Origin of the sequence: Parapedobacter luteus (assembly GCF_900168055.1) — a bacterium.
Lineage (GTDB): Bacteria > Bacteroidota > Bacteroidia > Sphingobacteriales > Sphingobacteriaceae > Parapedobacter > Parapedobacter luteus.
On sequence record NZ_FUYS01000017.1, the window covers coordinates 20,396 to 45,997 of the forward strand.

At 49.1% G+C, this 25,602-nt stretch carries 17 protein-coding genes; 14 read left to right on the forward strand and 3 right to left on the reverse strand.

The features are described from left to right. Positions 1 to 116: 116 nt before the first annotated feature. Both B5X72_RS19705 and B5X72_RS19710 read right to left on the reverse strand, forming a co-directional pair. Positions 117 to 1,409, reverse strand: coding sequence for a M28 family metallopeptidase (locus B5X72_RS19705; RefSeq protein WP_079718651.1), 1,293 nt, complete (start codon positions 1,407 to 1,409; stop codon positions 117 to 119). A 25-nt stretch (positions 1,410 to 1,434) separates the two neighbouring features. Continuing rightward, entirely contained in the window at positions 1,435 to 3,315 is a 1,881-nt protein-coding gene (locus B5X72_RS19710) for a CocE/NonD family hydrolase (RefSeq protein WP_079718653.1), read from the reverse strand. Between the two features lie 133 nt (positions 3,316 to 3,448). On the opposite strand from B5X72_RS19710, the gene B5X72_RS19715 reads away from it, so the two are divergent. After that, complete coding sequence (locus B5X72_RS19715; protein ID WP_079718655.1) at positions 3,449 to 4,753, forward strand: aminotransferase class V-fold PLP-dependent enzyme; 1,305 nt, start codon at positions 3,449 to 3,451, stop codon at positions 4,751 to 4,753. A gap of 4 nt (positions 4,754 to 4,757) precedes the next feature. Here the strand turns inward: B5X72_RS19715 and B5X72_RS19720 are convergent, their stop codons facing one another. Further along, entirely contained in the window at positions 4,758 to 6,062 is a 1,305-nt protein-coding gene (locus tag B5X72_RS19720; RefSeq protein WP_317043128.1) for a UDP-N-acetylmuramoyl-tripeptide--D-alanyl-D-alanine ligase, read from the reverse strand. Positions 6,063 to 6,281: 219 nt separating this feature from the next. On the opposite strand from B5X72_RS19720, the gene B5X72_RS19725 reads away from it, so the two are divergent. The 13 genes from B5X72_RS19725 to B5X72_RS19785 all read left to right on the forward strand — a co-directional run bounded on the left by B5X72_RS19725 (position 6,282) and on the right by B5X72_RS19785 (position 24,991). Beyond that, positions 6,282 to 6,866, forward strand: coding sequence for an RNA polymerase sigma factor (locus B5X72_RS19725; RefSeq protein ID WP_079718657.1), 585 nt, complete (start codon positions 6,282 to 6,284; stop codon positions 6,864 to 6,866). Between the two features lie 181 nt (positions 6,867 to 7,047). Next, the gene (locus tag B5X72_RS19730) at positions 7,048 to 8,220 is read left to right on the forward strand and encodes a FecR family protein (protein ID WP_079718658.1); all 1,173 of its coding nucleotides are present in this window, start codon (positions 7,048 to 7,050) and stop codon (positions 8,218 to 8,220) included. Between the two features lie 189 nt (positions 8,221 to 8,409). After that, positions 8,410 to 11,871: a TonB-dependent receptor gene (locus B5X72_RS19735; protein ID WP_176146275.1), complete on the forward strand. Its 3,462-nt coding sequence runs from the start codon at positions 8,410 to 8,412 to the stop codon at positions 11,869 to 11,871. A gap of 95 nt (positions 11,872 to 11,966) precedes the next feature. Further along, positions 11,967 to 13,724, forward strand: coding sequence for a RagB/SusD family nutrient uptake outer membrane protein (locus tag B5X72_RS19740; protein WP_079718661.1), 1,758 nt, complete (start codon positions 11,967 to 11,969; stop codon positions 13,722 to 13,724). 70 nt (positions 13,725 to 13,794) lie between these two features. Continuing rightward, positions 13,795 to 14,757 carry a sugar phosphate isomerase/epimerase family protein gene (locus B5X72_RS19745; RefSeq protein WP_079718662.1) on the forward strand — a complete coding sequence of 321 codons (963 nt, stop codon included), beginning with the start codon at positions 13,795 to 13,797 and terminating at the stop codon, positions 14,755 to 14,757. Between the two features lie 72 nt (positions 14,758 to 14,829). After that, entirely contained in the window at positions 14,830 to 16,041 is a 1,212-nt protein-coding gene (locus tag B5X72_RS19750) for a nucleoside permease (protein WP_079718663.1), read from the forward strand. Continuing rightward, on the forward strand, positions 16,034 to 16,567 hold the full coding sequence (locus tag B5X72_RS19755; RefSeq protein WP_079718664.1) for a gluconate 2-dehydrogenase subunit 3 family protein: 534 nt from the start codon (positions 16,034 to 16,036) through the stop codon (positions 16,565 to 16,567). The genes B5X72_RS19750 and B5X72_RS19755 overlap by 8 nt, the downstream gene beginning before the upstream one ends. 173 nt (positions 16,568 to 16,740) lie before the next feature. Then, positions 16,741 to 18,438, forward strand: a complete 1,698-nt coding sequence (locus B5X72_RS19760) for a GMC oxidoreductase (protein WP_079718665.1) — start codon at positions 16,741 to 16,743, stop codon at positions 18,436 to 18,438. Further along, on the forward strand, positions 18,435 to 19,535 hold the full coding sequence (locus B5X72_RS19765; protein WP_079718666.1) for a Gfo/Idh/MocA family protein: 1,101 nt from the start codon (positions 18,435 to 18,437) through the stop codon (positions 19,533 to 19,535). Before B5X72_RS19760 ends, B5X72_RS19765 begins: the two co-directional genes overlap by 4 nt. A 29-nt stretch (positions 19,536 to 19,564) precedes the next feature. Then, complete coding sequence (locus tag B5X72_RS19770) at positions 19,565 to 20,665, forward strand: alpha/beta hydrolase family protein (RefSeq protein ID WP_079718667.1); 1,101 nt, start codon at positions 19,565 to 19,567, stop codon at positions 20,663 to 20,665. 134 nt (positions 20,666 to 20,799) lie between these two features. Further along, a complete protein-coding gene (locus tag B5X72_RS19775; protein ID WP_079718668.1) occupies positions 20,800 to 22,560 on the forward strand; it encodes an N-acetylmuramoyl-L-alanine amidase family protein in 1,761 nt (586 codons plus the stop codon). Positions 22,561 to 22,610: 50 nt separating this feature from the next. Further along, positions 22,611 to 23,957 carry a deoxyguanosinetriphosphate triphosphohydrolase gene (locus B5X72_RS19780; protein ID WP_079718672.1) on the forward strand — a complete coding sequence of 449 codons (1,347 nt, stop codon included), beginning with the start codon at positions 22,611 to 22,613 and terminating at the stop codon, positions 23,955 to 23,957. Positions 23,958 to 24,001: 44 nt separating this feature from the next. Continuing rightward, positions 24,002 to 24,991, forward strand: coding sequence for a hypothetical protein (locus B5X72_RS19785; protein WP_079718669.1), 990 nt, complete (start codon positions 24,002 to 24,004; stop codon positions 24,989 to 24,991). The last annotated feature ends 611 nt before the right edge of the window (positions 24,992 to 25,602 follow it).

Below are 25,602 nucleotides of genomic sequence, written 5' to 3' on the forward strand. Positions count from 1 at the left end.
ATGTAAGTGTGTTTAAAACAGGTGATTGCCTGGTGTTATAAAACGAAACTGTCCGATATCGGACACCTGATGTGCGATAGCGAACATGTGCGGCTGAATAGTGTGCAGGTATAAAATTACATCAACTTGAAGAAGTCGATGATGAGGCTTTTCAGCTGTACGTAGGCCGTGAACGGCAGCGTGGAGGCCCGGTCATGGATGTCGTGGTAAGCGGCGATGCCTCCCTGCGTGTAAATGAAAAAACTGGGAACGCCCTCCTGGTAAAACGGGCAATGGTCACTGTTGCACGACTCGCCACGGCTATTTATTGCCTTGAGGTATTGTTGATCGTCATTCAGCTGCGTCATGCGGCTGAACGCTTCGGGGAAAATGGGGGCGTTGACCACCGTAATGCCGTCGTCACCGGTACCTACCATGTCGAAGTTGATCAGAAACTTGATTTTTGCCAGATCCACAGGGGTGTTTTTGACGAATGCTTTGGATCCGAGCAAACCGGACTCTTCCCCCGAAAAGGCGATGAATACCATCGAGTATTTCGGGGGATGATTGGCATAGTGCCTAGCCAAATCTAAGATAAAGGCAGTGCCGCTTGCGTTGTCATTGGCACCGGGAATGTACGTTTTTTTGCCCATGCGGCCGAGGTGGTCATAGTGCGCGCATACCACGATCATGGAATCGGGGGAAGCGGTGCCCGGTATGATGCCGGCGACGTTTTGGGTGGTATAGTTGGGTGTCCAAACCGACTCAACGGTAATAGCAATCGACGATATTCCTTGGGGATCAAGCCGGGGCTGGTTGACAAAGATGACCGGTCTTGCGCTGGGTTTCGTCTGCGACGACCACGTCAATTTACTGTCGTCATAAATAATCACTCCGGGTAATGCAATATCAGCATCATTGCGCAGAAACAAAATAGCCGCATCAGCTTGTCTCGCCAGTTCCCTGGATTCGTCCGCTGGTTTACGGTTGTCAATCAACAGGAAATGCCCGTCCTTAACGATATCGCTCACAGGCACGCGATCGCCATACAGGTCGCTCCTTTTGATTGTGTTCACTGCAAACCGGCCATCCACAGATGGGCTTCCGGACCAGACAATAAAATCGACTCCGGGTGTGAGGCGATGATTATCAAGTGAAACGCGTAGATCGCCGGGGAAGGTATTGGCACCTAGCTCGAAATGCTGGAAATAGTCGTTTTCGAATAAGGGTTTTACGCCTGTCTTTTTCATTTCTGCAGCGATAAAACGCGCCGCCTTTTTATCGCCGTTCGCTGCATAACCCCGGCCATTGAACGCAGGAGAGGCCAGCCGCTTGACTACCCGTTTGGCATATTGCGTATCGTCGCTTTGTGCTGAAGTGAGGAGTGATGGGACGATAAAAAGAACGATGGCTATAAATTTTCTACACATGTTTGTGGTCTATTGCAATTTCTCGTTAATCAATGGTCATCAGTTCGATATGGGAGGGGTGCTCAGGTGTAAAAAACACTTCATGCCACGCCGGTGTAAAGTCGGTTTCATCGGCGTGGTAGATGTCTACAAATTGCTGCGGGTTGCGGTCGACCAATGGAAACCACGAGCTCTGGACCTGTACCATAATACGGTGACCTTTTTTGAATGTATGTGCGGCATCCTGCAAGTCAAACGAGATCGGGGTCACCTTGCCCGGTTCAAGCGGTTCGGGCTTTTCGAAGCTATTTCTGAATTTGGCCCGCATCACTTCGCCGCGGACCATCAGTTGGTAGCCGCCCATGACGGCCGTGGGCCTTTCCGGATGGTTGGGCGTGTTGTCGGGAAAGACATCGATGAGTTTTACTACAAAGTCGGCATCCGTGCCGGTGGTTTTGACAAACAGGTTGGCCGTTAAGCGGCCGGCGATCTGCACGTCGTCTGCCAAGGGCTCGGTCATGAACACCAGCACATCCGGCCTACGGGCGGCGAAGCGTTGGTCTTCGACCATGTATGCACTGCCACGCAGCAGCCTGATTTCGGCCGTATAAGGTACAGGGTTAGCGGGGTCGCTGTAATACGCCGCCGAACCAACCTTGCCGGCTTCGGCAGGCGCTTCAAAGCCAAGTTTGCCGCCGGGAAGCAGATACAGCTTTTGTGTTTTCGCAAATCTTGGCGGCCATTGGCGGTAAGCGTTCCAGATATGGCTTCCTGTATCAAAGATGTATGCCTCCGGCAGGTGCGGATCCGACTTGCCTTTCAGGTGATGCATGAAAAAAGGCCATTCGATGTTTTCGCGGTAAAACTCGGCTGTGGCTGATCCAAAAGGTATATTGTCAAGCCAGTCGCCTCGGCCCCGCGCCCAGGTGCCGTGATACCAGGGGCCCATGACAAAATGTTGTCGGGTCTGTGGGCTTTGGGTGGCAATGGCGGTCTGTGTTTTGATGGGGCCGTAGAGGTCCTCCTGGTCGAACCATCCACCAACCGTGAGTACAGCTGGTTTGACATCCTTTAAGTGGGGGAGGGGAGTACGTGCCTGCCAGAAACTATCGTATGTCCCATGTGTCATCAGGTCATTCCACAGCGTATTATTGGTGCCCGCTAATTTGGCGGTAAGGTTTTTTAGCGTTTTGGCGGTTAAGTAGAAGTCGTATCCGTCCGGTGTTCCATACGCGTTGTATCCGGGCATGCCGCGGGGTGATATGCTATCCCGTTCGCGGCCGTAGGATGAAACGAATGCGAACGACCCCATAAGCATGAATGCACCATTATGGTGCCGGTCGTCGCCCATGAACCAATCGGTTACCGGTGCTTGAGGCGATACCGCCACAAGCGCGGGATGAGCATCGATGAGGCCCGCCGTAGCGTAGCCACCAGGAGCCGAGATACCCCACATGCCCACTTTCCCGTTGTTGTGCGGGATGTTGTGCACGAGCCAGTCGATGGTGTCATAGGTGTCCGAGCTTTCGTCAATATCCTGACGATGCGTTTTATTGGGGTTGTAGGGACGTACCGCAACAAAGTTGCCTTCGGACATGTATTTGCCGCGGATATCCTGATAGACGAAGATAAACCGTTCATGCGTAAAACGAATGTTGGGACCTAATGGGGCTCGATAAGCGTCCGGGCCGTAGGGGGCAACGCTATATGGCGTACGCATCAGTAAAATCGGATATACCTGCGTGGTATCCTTGGGTGCGTAAACAGCGGTGAAGAGTTTTGTCCCATCGCGCATGGGTATTAAAAATTCTCTTTTTTTATAGTGTTCACGAATGAAAAGCGTGTCGGCGGGTGTGGGTTGGGAAAGTGCTGCGAGACTGATGGATAAAACGGTAAGAATAACGCAGCTTATGCGGTAAATGTTCATGGTTTTGTGTTCGTGTCTTAAGTAACTGGCTAAAAAAGCATGCAATGGTAGCCAAAACCGCGCTCATTTGCAACAAAAATCATAACTTCGCTGCGCTCAGCAATATTTTTGGGCATAAAGTTATTCCAGATACATGAAACAGTTGCATAACCGTCGGGATTTCCTGCGGGGAACCGCCTTATTGATGGGGGCTTTTTCAGGGCAAAGTCTATTTTCTAAGTCGATGGCAAAGTCCATAGCTCCATTTGATAAAAAAATGGCAGGAAAATCGGCATCTGAAGTGGCGCGTGATGAAGATTACTGGTCGGTGGTACAGCAAGGCTACAGTGCCAGTTTTTCTAATATCCTGATTTTAAATAACGGCGGTGTGTCGCCGCCTCCCATTGTCGTGCAGCAGGCCGTGGAAAATTATCATAAGCTGGCCGACCAAGGGCCTTCTTACTATATGTGGCGTATCCTGGATCAAGGGCGTGAGCCACTTCGGCAGAAATTGGCCCGCTTGGCCGGCACGGACCCTGAGGAAATCGCAATCAACCGGAATGCTACGGAAGCGTTGAATACGGTCATTTTCGGCATGGATCTCCAGCGCGGGGATGAGGTCATCGGATGCCACTTGGACTATCCAAACATGATGCATGCCTGGAGGCAGCGGGCCCAACGTGAAGGGATTGTCTATAAGCAGCTGGCTTTTGACTTTCCGATTGAAGACGATGACTTGATTGTAGCGGCCTACCGCGACGCGATTACGCCACGTACCAAGGTCATCCATGTGACGCATGTCATCAATTGGGTAGGCCACATCATGCCGGTAAAAAAGATCTGTGAAATGGCCCATGAGCATGGAATCGAAGTCATCGTGGATGGGGCGCATTCATTCGGTCTGCTGGATTTCAAGGTCTCGGACCTGGGGTGTGACTATTTCGGCACCAGCTTGCACAAGTTTCTATCGGCACCCGTAGGTACAGGAATGATGTGGATGAAACGCGAGCACATCGGAAAAATCTGGCCGTTGGTATGCGATGGCGAGCCAAAAAGGAGCGATATCCGGAAGTTTGAAACGCTGGGCACGCGCAGTTTCCCGTTAGAGCAGGGGATCGGCGAAGCGATTAATTTCCATGAAGGGATTGGCCCGAAGCGAAAAGAAGAGCGTGTACGTTACTTGAAAGACTACTGGGCAAAGGAGGCCGTGAGCCATATTCCCCGGGTACGGCTGCATACGTCACTCGCTGCCGCCTATTCTTGCGGGATTTGCGGGGTAAGCATGGATGGCATGACCGCGCCAGAACTTGACGCTGCCTTGTTCAATCGGTATAAGATACACACGACGGCCATGGTAAACGACTACGTGCACTGCGTGCGGATCACCCCACACGTATACACCAGCCTGAGCGATCTGGATCGCTTGCTGGATGCACTCCATGGGATCGCAAAATCATAAGTGGTTACAGATCGTCCACCAATCGCTCGAAAGCCATACCGCGTGACGCCTTGAGGAGTACCAGCGCGCCACGGACGGGCTGGTGGCGCAGTGCGTCCCTGGCAGCTTCTGTTGTCTCATAGAACTCGGCATGGGGATGGCGGTGCTGCATGAAAGCTTCGCCTACGAAAATGGTGCGTACGGCACCCAATGCGGCTGCTTGCTGGACTACCTTGCCATGCTCTTCATAGGATTCGTCACCCATTTCGAACATGTCGCCAAGGATGACAACCTTGTGGCTGGCCTCAAGAAACCGGAGATTGTCCAATGCGGCAGCCATACTGCTCGCATTGGCATTATAATAATCGCAAATCACGGTATTGTGTTTGGTTTGGGTAAGCTGCGAGCGGTTGTTGGCTGGTGTGTAGTCGGCTATCGCCTGGTTGATATTGCCGGGCGTGATGCCAAAATGCCTGCCGATGCATATTGCGGCGAGGATATTTTCCGTATTGTATGCGCCGGTAAGCTGGGTGCGTACCGTACGCGGCGTTGCATCTCCTTGTTCCCGCCAGCGCAGCTCAAGCATGGGGGAGGCATGCGCTAACTCGCCTATCAGGTCATTGGTCGCCGAAAAGCCATAGTTGACGATGTGCTGGATATTCCTTGCACCAGCCATCTCGTTGAGCAAAGGATTGTCGTTTTGCAAAAATAACGTGCCCTGATGGGCGGCGAGGTAGTCATACAGCTCACCCTTCGTCTTTTTTACACCTTCAAAACCGCCGAAGCCTGCTAAGTGCGCTTTGCCAACATTGGTGATCAGGCCGTGGGTGGGATGGGCAATATCGCAAAGCAGTGCGATTTCGCCGGGATGGTTGGCTCCCATCTCGATAACAGCGATTTCGGTTTGGTGCGAGATAGCGAGTATGGTGAGCGGCACGCCGATATGGTTATTGAGATTGCCCTTGGTGGCATACGTAATGAACTGCTTCGAGAGTACAGCATGGACCAATTCTTTCGTGGTGGTCTTGCCATTCGAGCCCGTGATCCCAATAAAGGGTATCTGCAGCTGCATGCGGTGGAAGCGGGCTAATTCCTGCAAAGCGATCAACACATCATCAACAAGCAAAAAGCGATCGTCACGCCGGTATTGACGTTCGTCAATGACAGCATACCGGGCACCTTTTTCGAGCGCCTCAGACGCAAACTGATTGCCATTGAAATTCGACCCCTTGAGGGCGAAAAACAGACTGTCGGGCTGGATATGACGTGTATCCGTACTGATAAGTGGATACTTGAGGAAATAGGGGTATAATGCAGCAGGCTCCATCATGCAAGTTTAGCGAATATTGCTGATTTCAGGAAATAAGTCAAAACTTGTGTAATGCATGATGTAGGAGCAACGGATTCGGTAAACGGCTGTCGCTGCTCATAAATTTGATCTTTGTTGCGTTTTAATCACAAAAAAATGTAATTTTACCGGACAAATTTATCCCGCGACCAATTATATCTCAGGCAATTCAGCTAAATTGAGGTTTTTTTTATTGAAGAGATGGATGAAACATCACTGTTGAACGGCTTGATTGCCGGAGACAAACGAGCTTTTTCAATGCTTTTCAGTGCGTACTGGAAAGAGCTTTATGCTTATGTTATCCGTATCATAAAGGATAAGGAAGAAAGTGTTGATATCGTACAAGATGCGTTTACGTCGCTGTGGCAACAACGCGAGCAGTTGCATGAAGTGAAGTCATTGAAAGGCTATATCTTTGCCATGGTGCACCACAAGGCGATCCGATTTATCAAAAGCAGTATACGGCACCGCGATTATGTCGTTGCGATGGCAGCTTATTTTCCGGATCCACACCATTCATTGGAAGCAGAGATCGATGCGCATGATTTGGCCGCATTCATCAACGCAGAAATTGCGAAACTGCCACCAAAGATGCGGGAAGTATTTCTCTTGAGCCGAAATGAACGGCTTTCTTACAAGGAAATTGCGGTGAAGCTGTCTATTGCGGAGAACACGGTTAGAAAGCAGGTCAGTTTTTCGATCAAATACCTCAGGATGAAAATAAATAAAGCCTATTTCTCCGTAGGCGCTGCGCTGTTTGTGCTGATAAGGGCGTTGCTGTCTTAAAAGCTGCTTGAACCACCTTTTTTTGCTCCTAAACAATTCAATTCATTATTTGTTTGTAAAATTTCTTGAGTTTGCTGAATTTTTTCTTGTTGATAACGAGTGGTTTGCGTTTTTTTTGATCTGGGCAATACTACTTTTCCGGCCGCCAATACACTTAGCGACTGTTACCCGGTGTTAAACCATGAAAAGGAAAGCTGTCAACGATTTAATCAAACGATATCTTCAGGGCGATTGCACAGCGGAGGAGCGCCAAATCCTTTATTTGTGGCTCGCTAAGCAAGCTGCTCAGGAAGAATGGGAATGGCAGCCGGAAGAAGAAGCGGAGGTGGAGCACCAGTTGCGGTTCCGGTTAAGACATCTGTTGGAAAATCCGAAACCCCTGGAGGCGGAGTCTCCGCAGCGAACCAGGAGCTTATTCGGAAAATTGGCCGGTGCGGCTGCCATCCTGTTATTGGCCTTGACAGGGCTGGGAATTTGGTTTCTCGGTCGTCATCCCCTACCAACGGTAGGGACCGTTGCTATACAACAGCGTGAACCCGTAGCATTTCAAACGTATGCGGCGTTGACGATTCATGCTGAAGGAAAAGACTATTTGGTAGATAGTTTGCCAATCGGGGTCGAAACAACTGTTGGACAAGCCGTGGTCAAAAAGACATCGATTAATAGCTTGAGCTATTACCAACGTTTGGGCGACATGGATTCGTCGTCCAGGGTCTTTGCCAAGCATACGATTTTTGTGCCGAAGGGGCGGGACTTTAATGTGACGCTTCCCGACGGATCGGACGTGTGGCTCAACACCGAGTCCGCATTGGAGTTTCCCACACGCTTCACCGGAAGCGAGCGTCGTGTAACGATATCTGGAGAAGCATTCTTTGACGTGACGTCTGATAAAACAAATCCATTCATCGTTGCGGCCAACGAAACGGAAGTCATTGCCACGGGCACCCAGTTCAATGTTAAAGCCTACCGGGATGAAAAAGCTACGTATGCAACATTGGTTGAAGGCATGATTACGATGGCCACGCCTGAGGAATCGCTATCAATGACGCCAAGCCAACAGGCCATAACACAGCAAGGGATGCCAGGTATACAGGTATCTTCGATAAATGTCGCCAACATTATCGCCAAGAAAAATGGATATTTTGCTTTTTATAAACAGGATATTACCAGTATCATGAAAGAGGTATCGCGATGGTATGATGTAGAAATTTATTTTCAGGGGGAGATCTCGCCGCGACTCTTCGGTGGCACGTTTTCCAGAAAACGTACGCTGAATGAATTGCTGGAATATTTTCAGTCGATCGGCAATTTTAAGTTTAAGCAGAAAGGAAGGAGGATTATCGTTATGTCGTGACATCAACTTAAAAAAAAACCAGAAGTGCTCGAACACTTCCGGTTCATTATCCAGCGGCAAACGCTGTGATTAGGTCAATCAATTGCGGAAACAATTTTTAACAAACCTAATATGCAAATGTATAACATTTTTGCTGCCCGAGCAAGAGGCAGTAGTCACGCTCTTTCCCTAACTAGACTTTTGATAACCATGAAGCTATGTATTGCATTGATGCTTATAGCGGTATTTCAAGTCAAAGCGACAGCATATGGTCAAAACGCGACCATTCAAGCCAGAAATGTTTCACTGGTCTGGATTTTTGAAGAATTAAAGAAGCAAACGGATTATGATTTCCTTTATGCATTCGACGATCTCAGTGGAAGCAAACCACTCACTGTTAACTTCAAAAATGCTCCCATTACCAAGATTCTGGATGCCGTTTTTGCCAATCAGCCTTTGTCTTACCGTATTAAAAAGTCGATGGTATTGGTTACGCGCAAGCACCTACAGGCACCGATAGCCACCGTCACACAAGATTCTACCAGACAAATCATGGGAACAGTAACGGATGAAACGGGAAATCCCTTAAGTGGTGCATCCGTATCCATACAGGGTGGTGCTGGTAATGGCACCTACACGGATCAGAGCGGCCGATTCTCACTTACGGTGCCGGCGAATTCTTCGTTGGTTGTTTCGTATGTGGGATTCGAAACTAAAACTGTCCCTACCGATCAACGGACGACATACGGCATTGCCCTTGTTGAAGAGCCCAGCGTGCTGGAAGAGGTCGTTGTGGTCGGTTATTCTACCCAAACCAAAAAAGAAATCACCGGTTCGGTAGCCATCGTGGATGTGGAAGATATGAAGAATGTCCCTGCAGGAAGCGCTGAGCAGATGCTGCAAGGCCGGGCATCAGGTCTGAACATTACGACGTCCGGCAGTCCGGGCTCGGCAAGCAATATCCGGATTCGAGGAATTACATCATTCGGCAACAACAGTCCTTTGGTCATTATCGACGGTGTACAGGGCGAATTGACCGACATCAATTCGAACGATATCGAATCGATACAAGTGTTGAAAGATGCAGGCGCAGCTGCAATCTATGGGGTGCGGGGTTCGAATGGCGTGATTGTCGTAACCACCAAAAAAGGAAAAGCCGGTGCGGCTAAAATTACTTACGACGGTTATTACGGGATTCAGACACCGCCGAGCGGCAATGTCTATAACCTGCTAAATACGCAGGAAATGGCCGAGGTGACCTGGAAAGCATTCATTAACTCCGGGCAAGTGGATGCCAACGGTAATCCCAGTCATGTGCAATATGGCAACGGCCCGACTCCCGTTATACCGGATTACATCCTTGTGGGCACAAATACGGGTGTGGTGGGTAGCTTGACCGAAGAACAGCTGGCAAGTTACAACGTTGATTATAGCAGGGGAGATATCTATCAGATCATACCGGCAAATAAGGAAGGGACGGATTGGTTCCATGAAATATTCAAACCGGCTCCCATACAAAGCCATACGGTGTCAGCCTCAAGCGCTGGCAATAAATCGTCTTACTTTTTCTCTGCGGGGTATTTCAACCAACAAGGGACGATGATAGACTCTTACCTAAAGCGGTATAGCGTACGGGCCAATACATCGTTCAATATCAAAGATAATATCCGTGTGGGGGAAAACCTATACCTGTTTACCCGGGATAATCCGAGCGCATACACCGGCGTACAAAACACTTCCGATACCGGTAACCCATTGATGCTGTCTTTCATGATGCAGCCCATTATTCCGGTATTTGACTTGATGGGCAACTACGCGGGTACGCGGGCCCGGGGATTGGGACAAAGCCCCAGCCCTTATGCTGTGGCTCAGCGCAACGGTGGGTATCATAACAGTTCGTGGACCGCTCAGGGAAACATCTTCGCGGAGATCGACTTTCTTAAGCATTTCAATTTCAGAACTTCTTTCGGTGGATTCGTAAGAAGTGGAAATACCAACAACTTCCTGCGCCGGACGTATGAAGATGCCGAAAATAATTCAATAAATACGTACAACGAGGGTTCGTCGTATACCCAGCAGTGGACATTCACCAATACGCTTCAATACAACCAGAAGTTTGGACGGCACCAAGTAAAGGTGTTGGCGGGCTTGGAGGCTGTGGAGAATACTGGCCGGACGCTCGGTGGCAGCTCGGCCGGATACTTCAGCGACGATCCAAGCTTTCTTACATTAAGCTCGGGTTCGGGCAACTTTACCAATCGTAGCAGCATGTCGGAGTATACCCTGTACTCCCAGTTTGGTAAAGTTGACTATAATTTTGACGAGAAATACATCGTCGGGGTCACGCTCCGTCGCGACGGATCGTCCCGGTTTAGTGAACAGAATCGCTGGGGAATGTTTCCGGCGTTTTCCGCAGGCTGGCGAGCATCCGAAGAACGTTTTATGGAAGGAGTAAGCTGGCTTGACAATTTGATGATTCGTGGGAGCTGGGGTATTTTGGGCAATCAGCTTAATGTGGATCCCAGCAATGCTTACACGCAATATAACAGCACGGTGGGCGGCAGTTTGAATTCGTACTATGACATCGGTGGGACGGGGTCAAGCCCCCTGCAGGGATTCCGGCTTAGCCGGATAGGAAACTTAGCTACCGGATGGGAAGAAGACCGGCTTTCCAACATCGGGCTGGATATGACCGTGCTGAATTCAAAACTTGACCTTTCGGTTGAGTATTACCAGAAACGGATAAATGGGCTGTTGTTTGAAGATCAATCGCCAGCCACGGCTGGTGGAGCTTCCCTGCCAACGGTAAACATCGGGAATATCGAAAACAAAGGGGTCGATTTTAATGCAAACTACCATGGGACAGCTGGAGAGCTGACCTTTGATTTAGGATTGAACGTGACTCGTTATAGGAGCCGCGTGGTTGATTTGCCGAACACGTATTTTGATACGGGTACTACCCGGACGGGAAATTTCGTGAGGAACCAAGTGGGGCATCCCGTTGGCGCATTCTTCGGCTATCAGGTTGAACGGCTTTTCCGCGATGCGGACGATGTGGCCAATTCGCCCGCGCAGGATGCCGCAGCCCCAGGTCGGTTTAAATATGCGGATATCACCGGTGATAACCAGATTTCTACCGCAGACCGTACGTTCATCGGGGATCCGAACCCCGATTTTACCTATGGCTTGAATATGAACGCAAGTTATAAGCAATTCGGGTTGACCATGTTTTTTTACGGTTCGCAAGGCAATGATGCCGTGAACTATCAGCGTTGGTGGACGGATTTTTTTCCGTCGTTGCAGGGCGTGAAGAGCAAGGACCTGTTGTACAATTCATGGCGCCCCGATAACCTGGATGCTAAAACGCCCATTATTGAAAACCAATCGAACTTTAGCAACAACGCGGTTCCTAATTCTTATTATATCGAGGATGCTTCTTTCTTAAAGCTGAAGAACATCATGCTCAGCTATACATTTGGAGGGAATCAATTGACCCGTTTGGGTATCAATCAGTTGCGGGTCTACTTGCAGGTGGCGAATCTTTTCACCATCACGAAATATACCGGACTGGATCCCGAACTTGGCGGTACGGAGAGCGCGTTCGGTATCGATTATGGCAACTACCCGAATAATCAACGTAACTATAACTTAGGTGTAAGTTTCACATTTTAAGGAATTGATCGATATGAACCTGCATAAATAGGCATAAACAAAAGGACATGAATGATTTATGCAAGATTCATTGCCGTCAAAAACAAATTATTCGAATGAAAAAATTCATTTTAAAGATAACGGTATACAGCATGGGTGTGGTGACACTTTTAGGTGTGAGCTCATGCAGTGATAGTTTTTTGAAAGTCGATCCCTTGGGGACATTGAGTGATCAGACGCTGGCCAATGCCGCAGGTGCGGAAGGCTTACTCATCGGTGCCTATTCGCTTTTGGACAAAGTCGGCGGGGCAGGCAGTGGCAATGGCATTTCGAGCTCAAACTGGGTGTTTGGAAGTGTGGCCGCTGATGACGCGTACAAAGGCTCTACGCTCGGAGACCTTCCGGATATTTTGGCGGTAGAAACGTTCGCGGGGAATCCGGCTACTGGTTTGTTCAACAGCGAATGGCGCGTGTTGTATGACGCGATACAACGGAGTAACGAGGTGCTGCGTATCCTCGAGTTGGTGAACGACATCTCGGACGCGGAAAGAACGCGGATTGCCGCAGAAGCGCGCTTTTTAAGGGGGCATTTTCATTTTGAAGCGAAGAAAAAATGGAATAACGTGCCCTTCCTGGATGAAAGCATCAACTATAACAACGGTAACCTGAATGTCCCAAACACAGCGGACATTTGGCCGAAGATTGAAAACGATTTTGCTTTTGCGGCTGAAAACCTTCCGTCAACACAGTCGGCGATAGGCAGGGCCAACAGTTGGGCGGCGAAGGCGTATTTGGCAAAAACCTACCTTTTCCAAGGCAAATACTCAGCCGCCAAGCCATTGTTTGATGACATTATCACGAATGGAACAAACCCCCTGGGCGTGAAATATGATTTGGTGAACTTCCATGACAACTTTAACGCGGAGCGATCAAATAATGCGGAAACGGTTTTTGCGGTACAGTTTTCGGTGAATGATGGCTCGAACGGCCAAAATGGCAACCGTGGCGACCGGCTCAACGGGCCTTATAATTGGGGGCCTCCGGGGGGCAGCGGCTTTTTTCAACCCTCCCAGAGCTTAGTTAACTCATTCCGGGTGAACGAAGACGGGCTTCCTTACTTGGATAATTTCAACGCAGTGGACGTGAAAAATGATCAAGGGATATCCTCCACGACGCCGTTTACGCCGGATGAAACCGCCCTTGATCCGCGCTTGGATTGGACTGTGGGGCGCCGTGGTATTCCATATTTGGATTGGGGTGTACATCCGGGGCAAGCAGCCGTTCGCGAGCAATCGAGCGGCGGACCCTATGCACCAATCAAAACGGTTTATTACAAGGCACAAGAAGGTGTGTATTCAGATGCTACGGCATTGTACGGCATCTATACAACCATCAGCTACAAAATAATCCGCTTTGCGGACGTGTTGCTGATGGCGGCAGAAGTGGAAGTGGAATTGGGTGACTTAGTGAGAGCAACCGAACTGGTAAACCGCGTGCGCAGCCGGATGAGTGATCCCGCCACGTGGGTACATACCTATATCAACAATGATAACCCCGGAATGGGTTTCACCGATATTCCGGCGGCAAACTACAAAATCGGGCTTTATCCGACATTTCCTAATCCGGAATATGGACGGAAAGCCGTACGATTCGAACGGAAACTGGAATTGGCCATGGAAGGACACCGTTTCTTTGACCTGGTAAGGTACGGTACCGTGGCCGAAGAGCTTACGGCTTACTGGGAGAAAGAAAAAGCGGTCCATACGTATTACGGATCGGCCGTCTTCCAAGTCGGTAAGCATGAGTATTACCCCATTCCACAAGCTCAGATCGATTTGAGTTTGGGAACCCTGGTGCCGAACCCCAATTATTAACGTATATAAACATCAAGGAGCATCGTTAGTTGCTTGACTTTTTAGTAACAAAACAAGTAAATTTTAAAAAATGGAAAATTCAACATCATTATCACGCCGGTCATGGCTGAAAAATGCAGCTGTCATTGGTGCTTCAGCGGTAGCTGCACCTGGCTTGATTGCTAAAGCGGACGCCAAAGCTTCCAAAGCCGCACCTTATACACCTCCCATACGGTTTGCAGTGTCTACGTATTCATACTGGCATTTCGAGAAAGTCAAATATCCGATTGAAAAGGTTATTGAAAACGCTTCAAAGCTGGGTTTTGATGGGGTGGAAATCCTGCATAGACAAATGGAAAGCGAGGAAGTGCCTTACATGAATAAATTGAAGCGTCTTGCCTTTGACGCTGGATTGGCTCTGCCGATGCTTTCGATTCACCAAAGTTTCGTGCAACCAGATATTGAGCGCCGTAAGCGTGATATTGCCCATACTAAGCGTTGCATCGGACTGGCCGTGCAAATGGGAATTCCCTGCATCCGGATGAATACCGGTAGCTGGGGCACCGGGCGGTCAGCACCTGATTACTATAAAACGGGTAAAGAAACCCCGCTTCCGGGGTATACCGACGAAGATGCGATTAAGTGGTGTATCGATGGCTTGGGCGAATGTTTGGTCGATGCGGAAAAAGCAGGGGTGATATTGGCTATCGAAAATCACTGGGGGCTTTCTTCCAATATTGACTACCTCGAACGTATTTATACAGCCCTCAAGGACTCGCCCGCAATGGGGCTTAACCTGGATACAGGAAACTATGTAGGTGATCCGTACCCGCAATTTGAGCGGTTGGTGGGATATGCCAACATCATTCAGGCGAAAACGTACTATGGAGGTGGCCATTATTATGATTTGGATCTCGACTATCCGCGTATAGGTAAGATTGCACGTGATAAAGGCTTCAAGGGATATGTGTCGTTGGAGATGGAAGGTAAGGAAAACCCGGATATTGCCGTGCCCAAAAGTTTGGAAGTGTTGCGTAACGCATTTAATGGGTAAGTAGAGGATGATGGAAGGAAGCCTACAGTGGCTTCCTTCTTTAAGATAGTTTGCACACTTTTTAATCGCTATATGGATGTTTTTCTTCGGTTGAGGTTGTCGTCGATGATGTTCCTGCAATATTTTGTATGGGGCATGTGGTACGTAACCATGGGCACCTTCATGATGACCCACCTTAAGGTTGGAGCCGTGGAGGTGGGGAGTGCGTATGCGACCTTTTCCATCGGGGCCATCATTTCCCCCTTTTTTGTCGGATTAGTGGCTGATCGTTTTTTCCCTTCCCAACGTGTATTGGGTGTATTGCATATCGCTGGAGCTGTTGTGCTTTTCTTTGTGGGCAAGGTTACGGAATTTTCCGCATTCTGGTGGTTGATCTTACTATATACGATACTGTATACGCCAACCATTTCGCTTGCCAACTCCATTTCTTTCAGGCAAATGGATAATCCGGGAAAGCAGTTTCCTGCGGTACGGGTGCTGGGCACCATCGGATGGATAGCGGCCGGCCTGTTAATAGGTTATCTGGAGCTGGATAGCTCGTCACTTATTTTTCATGTTGCGGCAATTGCTTCGATAGCACTCGGGGTGCTAAGTTTTATGCTTCCGCATACGCCGCCGAATCGGACGAACAACGCCTCCTGGAAATCGCTGTTAGGACTCGAAGCATTGGTGCTGTTCAAAAGCCGTGCTTTCTTGCTGTTTTTTGTGTTATCCATACTGATTTGTATCCCTTTGACGTTTTATTACAATTTCGCTAATCCTTTTTTAAATGATATAGGCGTATCCAATGCTGCGGGGAAAATGACACTGGGCCAGGTATCGGAAGCACTGTTTATGCTACTTATTCCGTTTCTGTTTGCAAAACTGGGTGTCAAGCGGATGTTGATTTTGTCATTGGTTTGTTGGATATTGCGCTATCTGTTTTTTGCGTTCGGGGGCGCTGATAACGCCATGTGGATGCTTTTGGTTGGCATTGCATTGCATGGTGCATGTTATGATTTCTTTTTCGTCACGGGGCAAATCTATACAGAGCATGTGGCTGGTGAGCGGATCAAGAACGCTGCACAAGGGCTTATCACGTTTGCGACGTATGGGATTGGGATGTTTTTGGGATCCTATATTTCGGGGTACCTTACGGAACAATATGTCATCGTCGGTGGTGACCACACAACGTATAACTGGGAAAGCGTTTGGTTAATTCCTGCATACATATCGGTAGCGCTGCTTGTGCTATTGGTATTATTTTTCAACGAAAGGAAAAAAAGACAACAAGTATATGAATAGAAGACAAGCAATCAAAGGTGTAGCGATGCTCATCGGCGGTACCGCTACCATTTCTACCTTTGGGTTGATGACTCAGTCGTGTTCGGGAGAGCGCGGAGAAACGTCAGCGTTCAGCGATACCGAACGGGAGTTGATGGACGCGGTATGTGATACATTGATTCCGGAAACGGATATACCGGGGGCAAAAGCTGCCGGCGTCGGACCATTCGTGTTGATGATGCTGGAAGATTGCTACAGTGAGGAAGACCGCGAACTCGTATCGAAGGGATTGTCGACCCTGGAAAAAGAGGCCAGGCAATACCATGGCAAATCTTTCAACAAGTTGACGCCGGAAGACCGCGAGAAGTTGCTTAAAACATTTGAGGGAGACAGCGCACCGTTTTTCGGCTTGATTAAGCGGTTGGCCAACCAGGGGTATTATACGTCTGAAATCGGCGCTACGCAAGCGCTGGTGATGGATTTTATACCGGGTGACTACCATGGGTGCCTGCCCTTGCAGGAAGGGCAGCGTGCTTGGGCAATGTAGCGCGGATAATGACTGGCGTCTATCCAGAAACGCAGGGACTCGGCTACCCTGGTATCCAGCAAGGAGCACATGGGCAGAAAAACGCAAATGACGTGTCGTAAAGACCGTTTACCGGGAGATCGCAATGAAGCCAGAGACGGGATAGACAGACACTAACTAAATAAAACAAAAGGATGTACCTAAATATTACTGCAGAAAAAACGAATACCTATGATGCTATTGTCGTCGGCTCTGGTATTAGTGGGGGTTGGTCGGCCAAGGAGCTAACCGAAAAGGGGCTGAAAGTACTCATGTTGGAGCGCGGCCGCAATATAGAGCATATCAAAGATTACGAAAATACCTTAAAGCAGCCCTGGGAGTTTAAGCATCGGGGGGAGCTGACTAATGAACAGAAGCGTACCCACCCCGTGCAGACCCGGCATGGGCACTACAATGAATACAACGAAAGTTTCTGGGTGAACGACGAAGAGAATCCATATGTGGAGGTGAAGCGGTTTGACTGGTTCAGGGGCTACCACGTTGGCGGGCGGTCGCTGATGTGGGGGAGAGGGTGTTTACGGATGGGCGAAGTGGATTTTGAGGCAAACGCTAAAGAAGGGATAGGCGTGGACTGGCCTATCCGTTATCAAGATATTGCACCTTGGTACGACTACGTGGAGCGCTTTGCGGGCATAAGTGGGCAGGCCGAAGGGCTGGCCCAATGCCCCGACGGGGTTTTTTTACCGCCCATGGAAATGAACTGCGTGGAAAAGGAGGTCAAGAAGCGAATAGAAGCGCATTACAACCGGGAGCGGGTGCTGACGATTTTTAGGATGGCCAACCTGACCGTGCCGCACAACGGCCGGGGCAAGTGCCAGAACCGAAACCTCTGCGCCCGGGGCTGTCCTTATGGCGCATATTTCAGCACGCAATCGGCCACGTTGCCTGCTGCCGTCGCGACAGGAAATCTGACGTTGCGTCCATTTTCGGTAGTGAGCGAAATAATCTATGATAAGGAAACCAAAAGGGCAAAGGGTGTTCGGGTAATCGATGCGCAGACTTTGGAAACTACGGAATATTACGCCAAGATCATCTTTCTGAATGCGTCGACGTTGGGAAGTACTTACATCCTCCTGAACTCGGTTTCGGATGCTTTTCCTGAAGGAATGGGTAATGGAAGCGGCCAATTGGGGCACAACTTAATGGACCATCACTTCAGGGTAGGTGCATCGGGCACGTTCGAAGGATTTGAAGATGTTTATTACTCCGGCAGAAGACCGGCGTCTGTATATGTGCCCCGCTACCGTAATTTTGGAAAAGATAAGCGTGATTATTTGCGGGGATTTGGAATGTCCGGCAGTGCGAGCCGTTCAGGATGGCAAAAAAACATTGCTGAACTGAGCTATGCGGAAGAAATAGAAGCACGGACAAAGCCGGGAGAGTGGCGTATGGGACTCGCAGGATGGGGTGAGACCCTTCCCTACTACGAGAATCGGGTGTGGCTGGATCATGCAAAAAAGGATAAATGGGGATTGCCACTGCTGGCCATTGATGCGGAGTTTAAGGAGAACGAGCTGAAGATGCGTGTGGATATGAAGAATGACGCTGCCGAAATGCTGGAAGTGGCTGGTTTGAAAAACATCAGTACCTATGATCGACCTTCGCACCCGGGTGCATGTATCCATGAGATGGGTACCGCCCGAATGGGGCATGATCCGAGGACTTCAGTATTGAATAAATGGAACCAATTGCACGAGGTACCTAACGTGTTTGTAACGGACGGAGCGTGCATGACATCTACGGGGAACCAAAATCCATCGCTTACCTACATGGCGCTCACTGCGCGGGCGTGCGACTATGCTATCAGCGCGCTAAAAAAAGGAGACTTATGACCAATAACCAACGTGCCCCGCTCCGCATACTTGTAGTGGGCTGTGGAAATATGGGGGCATCTCATGCCCATGCGTACCACGGACTGGAAGGTTTTCAGATCTGTGGCCTGGTTTCCCCCGGAAAGAGCAAAGAAGTCCTCAACGACGCGCTGGGAGGGGGTTATGCCTTATACGACAACTATTTGGAAGCGCTGAAGCTTACCAAGCCCGATGCGGTGTGTATCGCTACGTATCCTGATACACATGAGGCGTATGCAATCGCGGCTTTTGAGGCAGGAGCTCACGTATTTCTTGAGAAGCCGCTCGCGGACACGGTTGACGGCGCTTTGCGTGTGAAGGCCGCGGCTGTGGAACGTGGTAAAAAATTGGTGGTGGGTTATATTCTACGGCACCACCCTTCGTGGATGCGGTTTATTGCGGAAGCCCGCCGTTTGGGAACCCCGTTGGTTATGCGGATGAACTTAAACCAGCAAAGCCACGGCGCCATGTGGGATACCCACCGTAATCTGATGAAGAGCCTTAGCCCCATTGTCGACTGCGGTGTGCATTATATCGATGTGATGTGCCAAATGGCGCCTGGGGTGCCAACGCAAGTGAGCGCGATAGGTGCACGACTGACGGATGACATTGCCGACACCAATTATAATTACGGCCAATTACAGCTTCGCTTTTCAGATGGATCGGTCGGTTGGTATGAAGCGGGTTGGGGGCCGATGATCAGCGAGACGGCTTACTTTGTAAAAGATGTTATCGGGCCTAAAGGTTCGGTCTCAATTGTGGCTGCTAACGCCCAGCAGGATGGAAAATCGGATGCTGTGGCGTCGCACACCAAGACGGAGCGACTGCGGTTGCATCATGCGGCTTTAGATGGTGCCAATGAGTTTGTGGCGCCGGATGAATGGATCAGTATGGAAGACGAACCCGATCACCAGGAACTGTGTAATCGCGAACAGGCCTTTTTTCTTCGGGCCATCGTTGAAGATCTGGATCTTTCCCGTGCGACGGACGACGCCATCAACAGCCTGCGTATTGCGTTTGCTTGTGATGAATCGGTGCGTACAGGGCGGGTTGTGCAGCTGCCGGCCATGAATGCATAGGAATTTTTGTACCTCATACTTAATTAGTCATGTTTATTATCCCCTCTTTTCGCTGGGCGCGGCTGGCATGTTTAGGTGCTGGGCTTTTTGTGTCCCAAATCGTGGTGGGCCAGCAGGCCGACCAGTCGTATGAACGGTTGCAAAGTCAGTTTGAAAATTTGCAACACCAATTTCAGCAGCTGAATAAGGTTATTGACGATCTGAATTGGATGCTCGGACTGGATGACTTTGCTTACATGGACAAAGTGCAACTTACAGGACCGCCACCAGCGGTGGAGCGGAATCCGACCGGCCAGGGTGCTGGCAATCCGTTGAAATTCATGGCCTATGTGTTTATCCCTAAACCTTTTAATCCTGATGATAAATACCCATTGCTTGTATTGCCCCATGATGGCGTACATGGGAATTTCAGAACGGCATACGCGCATATCATCAAGGAGCTTATGATACAAGGGTATGTGGTGGTCGCCCCGGAATACCGGGGGAGTAGCGGATATGGCAGGGGATTTTACCAACAGATTGACTACGGCGGATTGGAGAATGAAGATGTGCGGGTGAGTAAAGATTTTATGTTGGATCAGTATAGCTTCATTGATAAAAACCGGGTCGGTATCATGGGGTGGAGCCACGGAGGAATGATCACCTTGATGAATTTGTTTAATTTTCCGAAGGATTATAAAGTCGGGTTTGCCGGGGTGCCGGTAAGTGACCTTATCGCCCGTATGGGATATAAAAACGATGGATATCGGCAGTTGTACTCGGCAGATTATCATTTGGGCAAAAGCGCCGACCAAAACGTGGCGGAATACCGGAAGCGTTCGCCGGTTTGGAATGCGGATAAGTTGGAAACCCCGTTGTTTGTACATGCAAATACCAACGATGAGGATGTGAATGTGCTGGAGGTAGAACACCTGATCAAGTCCCTCCAAGCGGCAAATAAGACTTTCGAGTATGAAATATTCGAGAATATGCCCGGCGGACATGTCTTTGACCGGCTGGATACTAAAAAGGCGGTGGAAGTCCGGTTGACGATCTATCAGTTTCTCGGGCGGTACTTAAAACCTAAGCACCCATTCACCGACCCGACCTCGCTGTTGAAGGCGAGTTATTACCCGATGCCTTCGCCTTAGCTGCCCCAATGGGAAATGGAATATAAGCGTACAATGTAATCTGATTTTTTTTATTCTTGCTAATCAAAAACCAATCCCCCAAATGTAGCGGTGATGGCGGGGATGGAAAGAATACGCAAAGGGCTTGAAAGATCATGGATTACGCTTCATTGTTTCGCTTTATAATAGATTTTAGGACAACGTTTATTTTGATTGCCGGTTGGCCGTTGATGCTGGCTGCGCAACAGGCGCCAAAACTAAAAGTTGCCTTCCCCACTTCGGATAGTACGATCGTGGCGGAAGGCATTGCCTTTTTCAAAGGGCAGGCTGATCCTTCAGGTATGCTTTTCCTCAATGGCAACGAAGTACAGGTATATCGCACCGGTATGTTTGCCGCGCCACTGCACCTGACCGAAGGGGACAATGAGCTGCATGTCCGGTACATTGTTGGTTCGGATACGGTGTGTCGGCGAATGGTTGTGGTTTATAAAAAGCCTGCTCCGCCCCAACCGACGAGCGGTTTTGCCATCGATGACGTGCGTCTATCGATGGAGGGGGATTTATGGTTGCAGCCCGGCGATTTACTACAGGTAGAAATGAAGGCTTCTCCGGGGATGAAAGCCACGTTTTATAAAGGTATTCCACTTTTTGAAGTGGACACGGCAGATGCGGAGGTGGCGGGGATTTACCCGGGTGAATATGTGATCCAACCGTCCGATAGTTTGATGGAACAGGCTATTCGGTTTGTGTTATACGACGAAACTACCCAACAAACGGTAACAAAGGACAGCCGCCAGCGGATTACTGTATTGAATCAATCCCATGCATTGACGGGCTTGACCAAGACCAATGATGTCCCCTTATTCTATGGCTTAGGCACCGATCGTTTGGGCGGAGCCAAGATGGGGTATCTAGATAGTCTGGTGAAGTTGGAAATAACAGGCAAAATGAACGATATGTACCGGTTGAGGCTCTCTGAACAAGTGCAGGCTTACGTGCCGATAGATTTTGTTCGCTTGCAGCAAGGTGTACATTTTCGACCTTATTCGCTTACCGGTAGCTGGATGGTGTCGTCGGATAGCACGAACGATTTCATCCGCATTGGCCTGAATGAACGGCTTCCTTATACCGCAATTGTACAGCATGCGCCCACGCGCATCGTGGTGGATATTTATGGTGCGGTGTCTAACAGTAATTGGATAACACAGAAGGACAGCCTTATAGCGATTGAAAATGTGTGGTATGAGCAGGTTAGTAAAGATGTATTTCGCGTATATATCGAGACGAAGCAACCACAATTGTGGGGATATGATGTGGGGTATAGCGGTACTCAGCTGGTCATCCGTGTAAAGGCCCAGCCTCCAAAGCTTGACCTTGGAAAGCTGCGCGTCGCCGTGGATGCAGGGCATGGCGGGCGTAATCGTGGCGCAACGGGAATGACAGGGGCACTGGAGAAAGACCTCAACTTATCCATGGCATTGAAATTAAAAACTGCCTTGGAAAGGATAGGCACGACGGTGATTATGACGCGGGAAACAGATCGGTCCTTCAACAACGGCGACCGGCTGACGTGGCTCAAAGCGCAGCATCCGGATTTATTGATAAGTATTCACTGCAACGCCTCGGTAAACCCCTTGGTCCAGGGAACGTCTACCTATTACCGGCATCACGCGTACCGGCCCCTGTCGCGCCATATTCTTGCCCAGTTGCGAAAACTGGGGTTGGCGGATTTCGGTAATGTAGGCGGATTTAATTTCGCACTCAATGCGCCCACGGGATTTCCATCCGCTTTGGTGGAGGTAGCTTTTCTATCGAATCCGGCCGACGAGGAGCGGTTGTTGGATATTGGCTTTCATGATGAGGTCGCTGAGCGCATTGTGGATGGGCTGCGGGATTTTTTGGAGGCGGTTCAGTAACCCACGATGTTTAGTCAATTTTGTCTTACCTTTGCCTGCACATGGACGTAATGAATTGGAAACAATTGCTCTCCGCCAAGCGGTGGGGATACGAATCCCGCCAGGTAGATGATCAGCATGACGCGCGGTCCGAATTTCAGCGGGACTACGATCGACTGATTTTTTCGTCGCCTTTTCGTAGACTTCAAAACAAAACACAAGTTTTCCCATTGCCGGGCAGTGTATTTGTACACAACAGGCTTACTCATAGCCTTGAAGTAGCTAGCGTAGGGCGATCGCTAGGGCGTATTTTTTATAATGAAATGCGTAGGGCAAATCCGGAGATAGACAACGAGATTCCCTATTTGCAGGAAGTGGGTAATATTGTATCCGCTGCATGTTTATCCCATGATTTAGGGAATCCCGCCTTTGGGCATTCGGGAGAGGCAGCTATTTCAAACTATTTTACAGATGGGATTGGGGTTGAATTTAAAGACCAAGTTACGCCGGCTGAATGGGCCGATCTGACTCACTTCGAAGGTAACGCTAATGCGCTGCGTATACTTACGCATCCTTTTGCGGGTAAAGATGAGCACGGCTTTGCGCTGACTTATACGACATTGGCTGCCATTGTGAAATATCCGTGCGCCGCCATTGATGGGCACGACAAAAATACACACCACCGAAAGAAGTATGGCTTCTTTAAATCTGAAGAGCCTGTCTTTGAAAAGATAGCGCAAGCGTTGGGGCTGATTAAAGATGCGGACGTACAGACGGGCTATAAGCGTCATCCCTTGGTTTATCTGGTGGAAGCGGCGGACGACATCTGCTACAATATCATTGACCTTGAAGATGCCCATCGGCTTGGCATCTTGTCTTACGAACAGGTCGAGCGCCTGTTGTTGCCGGTTTGCCGCGATGACCAACTGGAAGGACGCTTAAAAAAACTTGCCGATTTTGATAGCCGGATAAGTTTGCTGCGGGCAAAGGCGATAAATACACTGATTATGTCTTGCGCAAAAGTCTTCGCAGAAAACCAAGATGCCCTTTTGCGGGGGCAGTTTGGCCAGCCGTTAATGGCTGCGGTAGATGTTGATTTGGTCAATGCCATGCGTGCGATCGAGCAGGTGTCGGTAGAAAAAATTTACAATGCGCAATCGGTCGTGCAAATTGAGGTTGCGGGCTATAAAGTCATGAACGGTCTATTGGAAGAGTTTATCCCCGCCTACCTCAAACAGGAGCGGACGAAATATGATACGAAGCTGCTGGCATTAATGCCCCAGCAGTTTTACACCCAACGGCAGGATACGTACGCTAAAATTCGGTCGGTACTTGATTTTGTTTCGGGGATGACTGACCTCTACGCCGTGGAGCTTTATCGGAAAATAAAAGGAATATCATTTCCCTCATTGGATTAAGGCAAGGTACCGACCTTGCCATTTAGCAAATGACGCGTTAGTTTATGCATACAACTCTATACAACCCATTCACCGACTTCCGGTTCGACAATAATAGCTGCTTCTTGAGCGGGCAGCCGTTGCAGTCGGTGGATGAACACATACAGGTCTTTCCGCACTGGCTCATGCGCAAGTTTGATTTGGAAGACAAGCCCTTCAAGCTGCTTGATGAAAGTATGCGTACCTATAAGCAATTGCAACTGCCATGTGCGACGGAAGTGGCTGAACGGATTGCCGAGCTGGATAGACAGGTGGAGCAAGCGTTTGACAGTGGGTACCATGCGGTAAAGGAGTTGGAGAGCGTATTGCTGTTTCAGTGGGTGGCTAAGATGGTGTATGGAGTTGTCTTTAATGAGATACAAGCAGGCATACGCCAGCAAATGCTTAGCGGAGAGGCCATGAATTTTTCACAGGTACTGGCGCATAAATTTAAAAATTTGCACTTAATGCTGCAGTCGCTTATCAGGCCTATGCAGTTTGATGGTGCTATACCTTTTTCCGTGGTGGTTGTACCGGTGGACAATCCCGAAAATACATTCGGCTACCGCGACGAAATCAATACGTTGGTGTACTCACTTAGGATGAATGATTTTGGCCTTATCGTGTGCTTGCAGGATAATGGTACCAATAACGTATATCATGGGGAATACCTGGAAAAGATAACGGGGAAGGTGCTGCATCCGATTCAGTTTGAAGAATTATGCGCAAGGTATTTTTATTCGGCATATTTATTTAGCCGGTTGCCTGAATATACCGTATTGACGACGCCTGATATGGTATATGTCGAACCGATGCCGCTGGCCAGTATGAGCATGAGGCCGATGTTTGATCAATGGCAGGTGAAAACATTCGGGCAGGTACTCGAGAATTTTTGGAAGCCTTGGGGGTATTCGTTGTTCGAAATTATCAAAAATCCTGAACGGCCGATGTCGTTTTTGCTGGACGCCAACGGCGATTTTATCCCAGCAAATGCGATTTCACTGGAGAGAGAATGATCGCGAGGATAATTGATGCTTGATTTTTATTCAATTTTATTTGGCATCAACAGGTAAAAATGGCTACCTTTGATGCCCTGCTTTTTTGAAAAGTAGGTTGTTGTTCATTGAGAAGGAATTACCAGAAAAAGGGAAGAGCTGATAATTAAGTGATTAGATGTTTTTTGATAGAAATTTTGAAAAACATTTTGAATATCAAAAAAACTCTTCTACTTTTGCAGCCCGCAAACGGGGAAACGGTAAGAAGTTTTGAGTTTGCGGTTGTTTTTTGAACGGTTTGGGTAAGGTTTTGCGGTTGTTTGGGGGCGTTTGGTTTCCGGGCGTTTCGGGGGGTAAAAAAAAAAGTAAAATTTTTTTTGGTGGAATAAAAAAAGCTCCTTACCTTTGCAGTCCCAAACGGAACGGGGGGTTGAAAGACGGTAGGTTCCGGAGCCGGCGCGCGATGTGCCGGCGGCAGAAAAAGAAGCAAAGACGGATGCGGCCTTTCGGGGCTGCGGAAGATAAAAAAGCCGAAGCGTGAGCGGAGGCGCGAGAGTTCTTGAAAGATATTGATATTCATGTAGCGTAACGAGTAGTCTGTCATGGGCGAAAGTTAACAAGACAGACCTAAG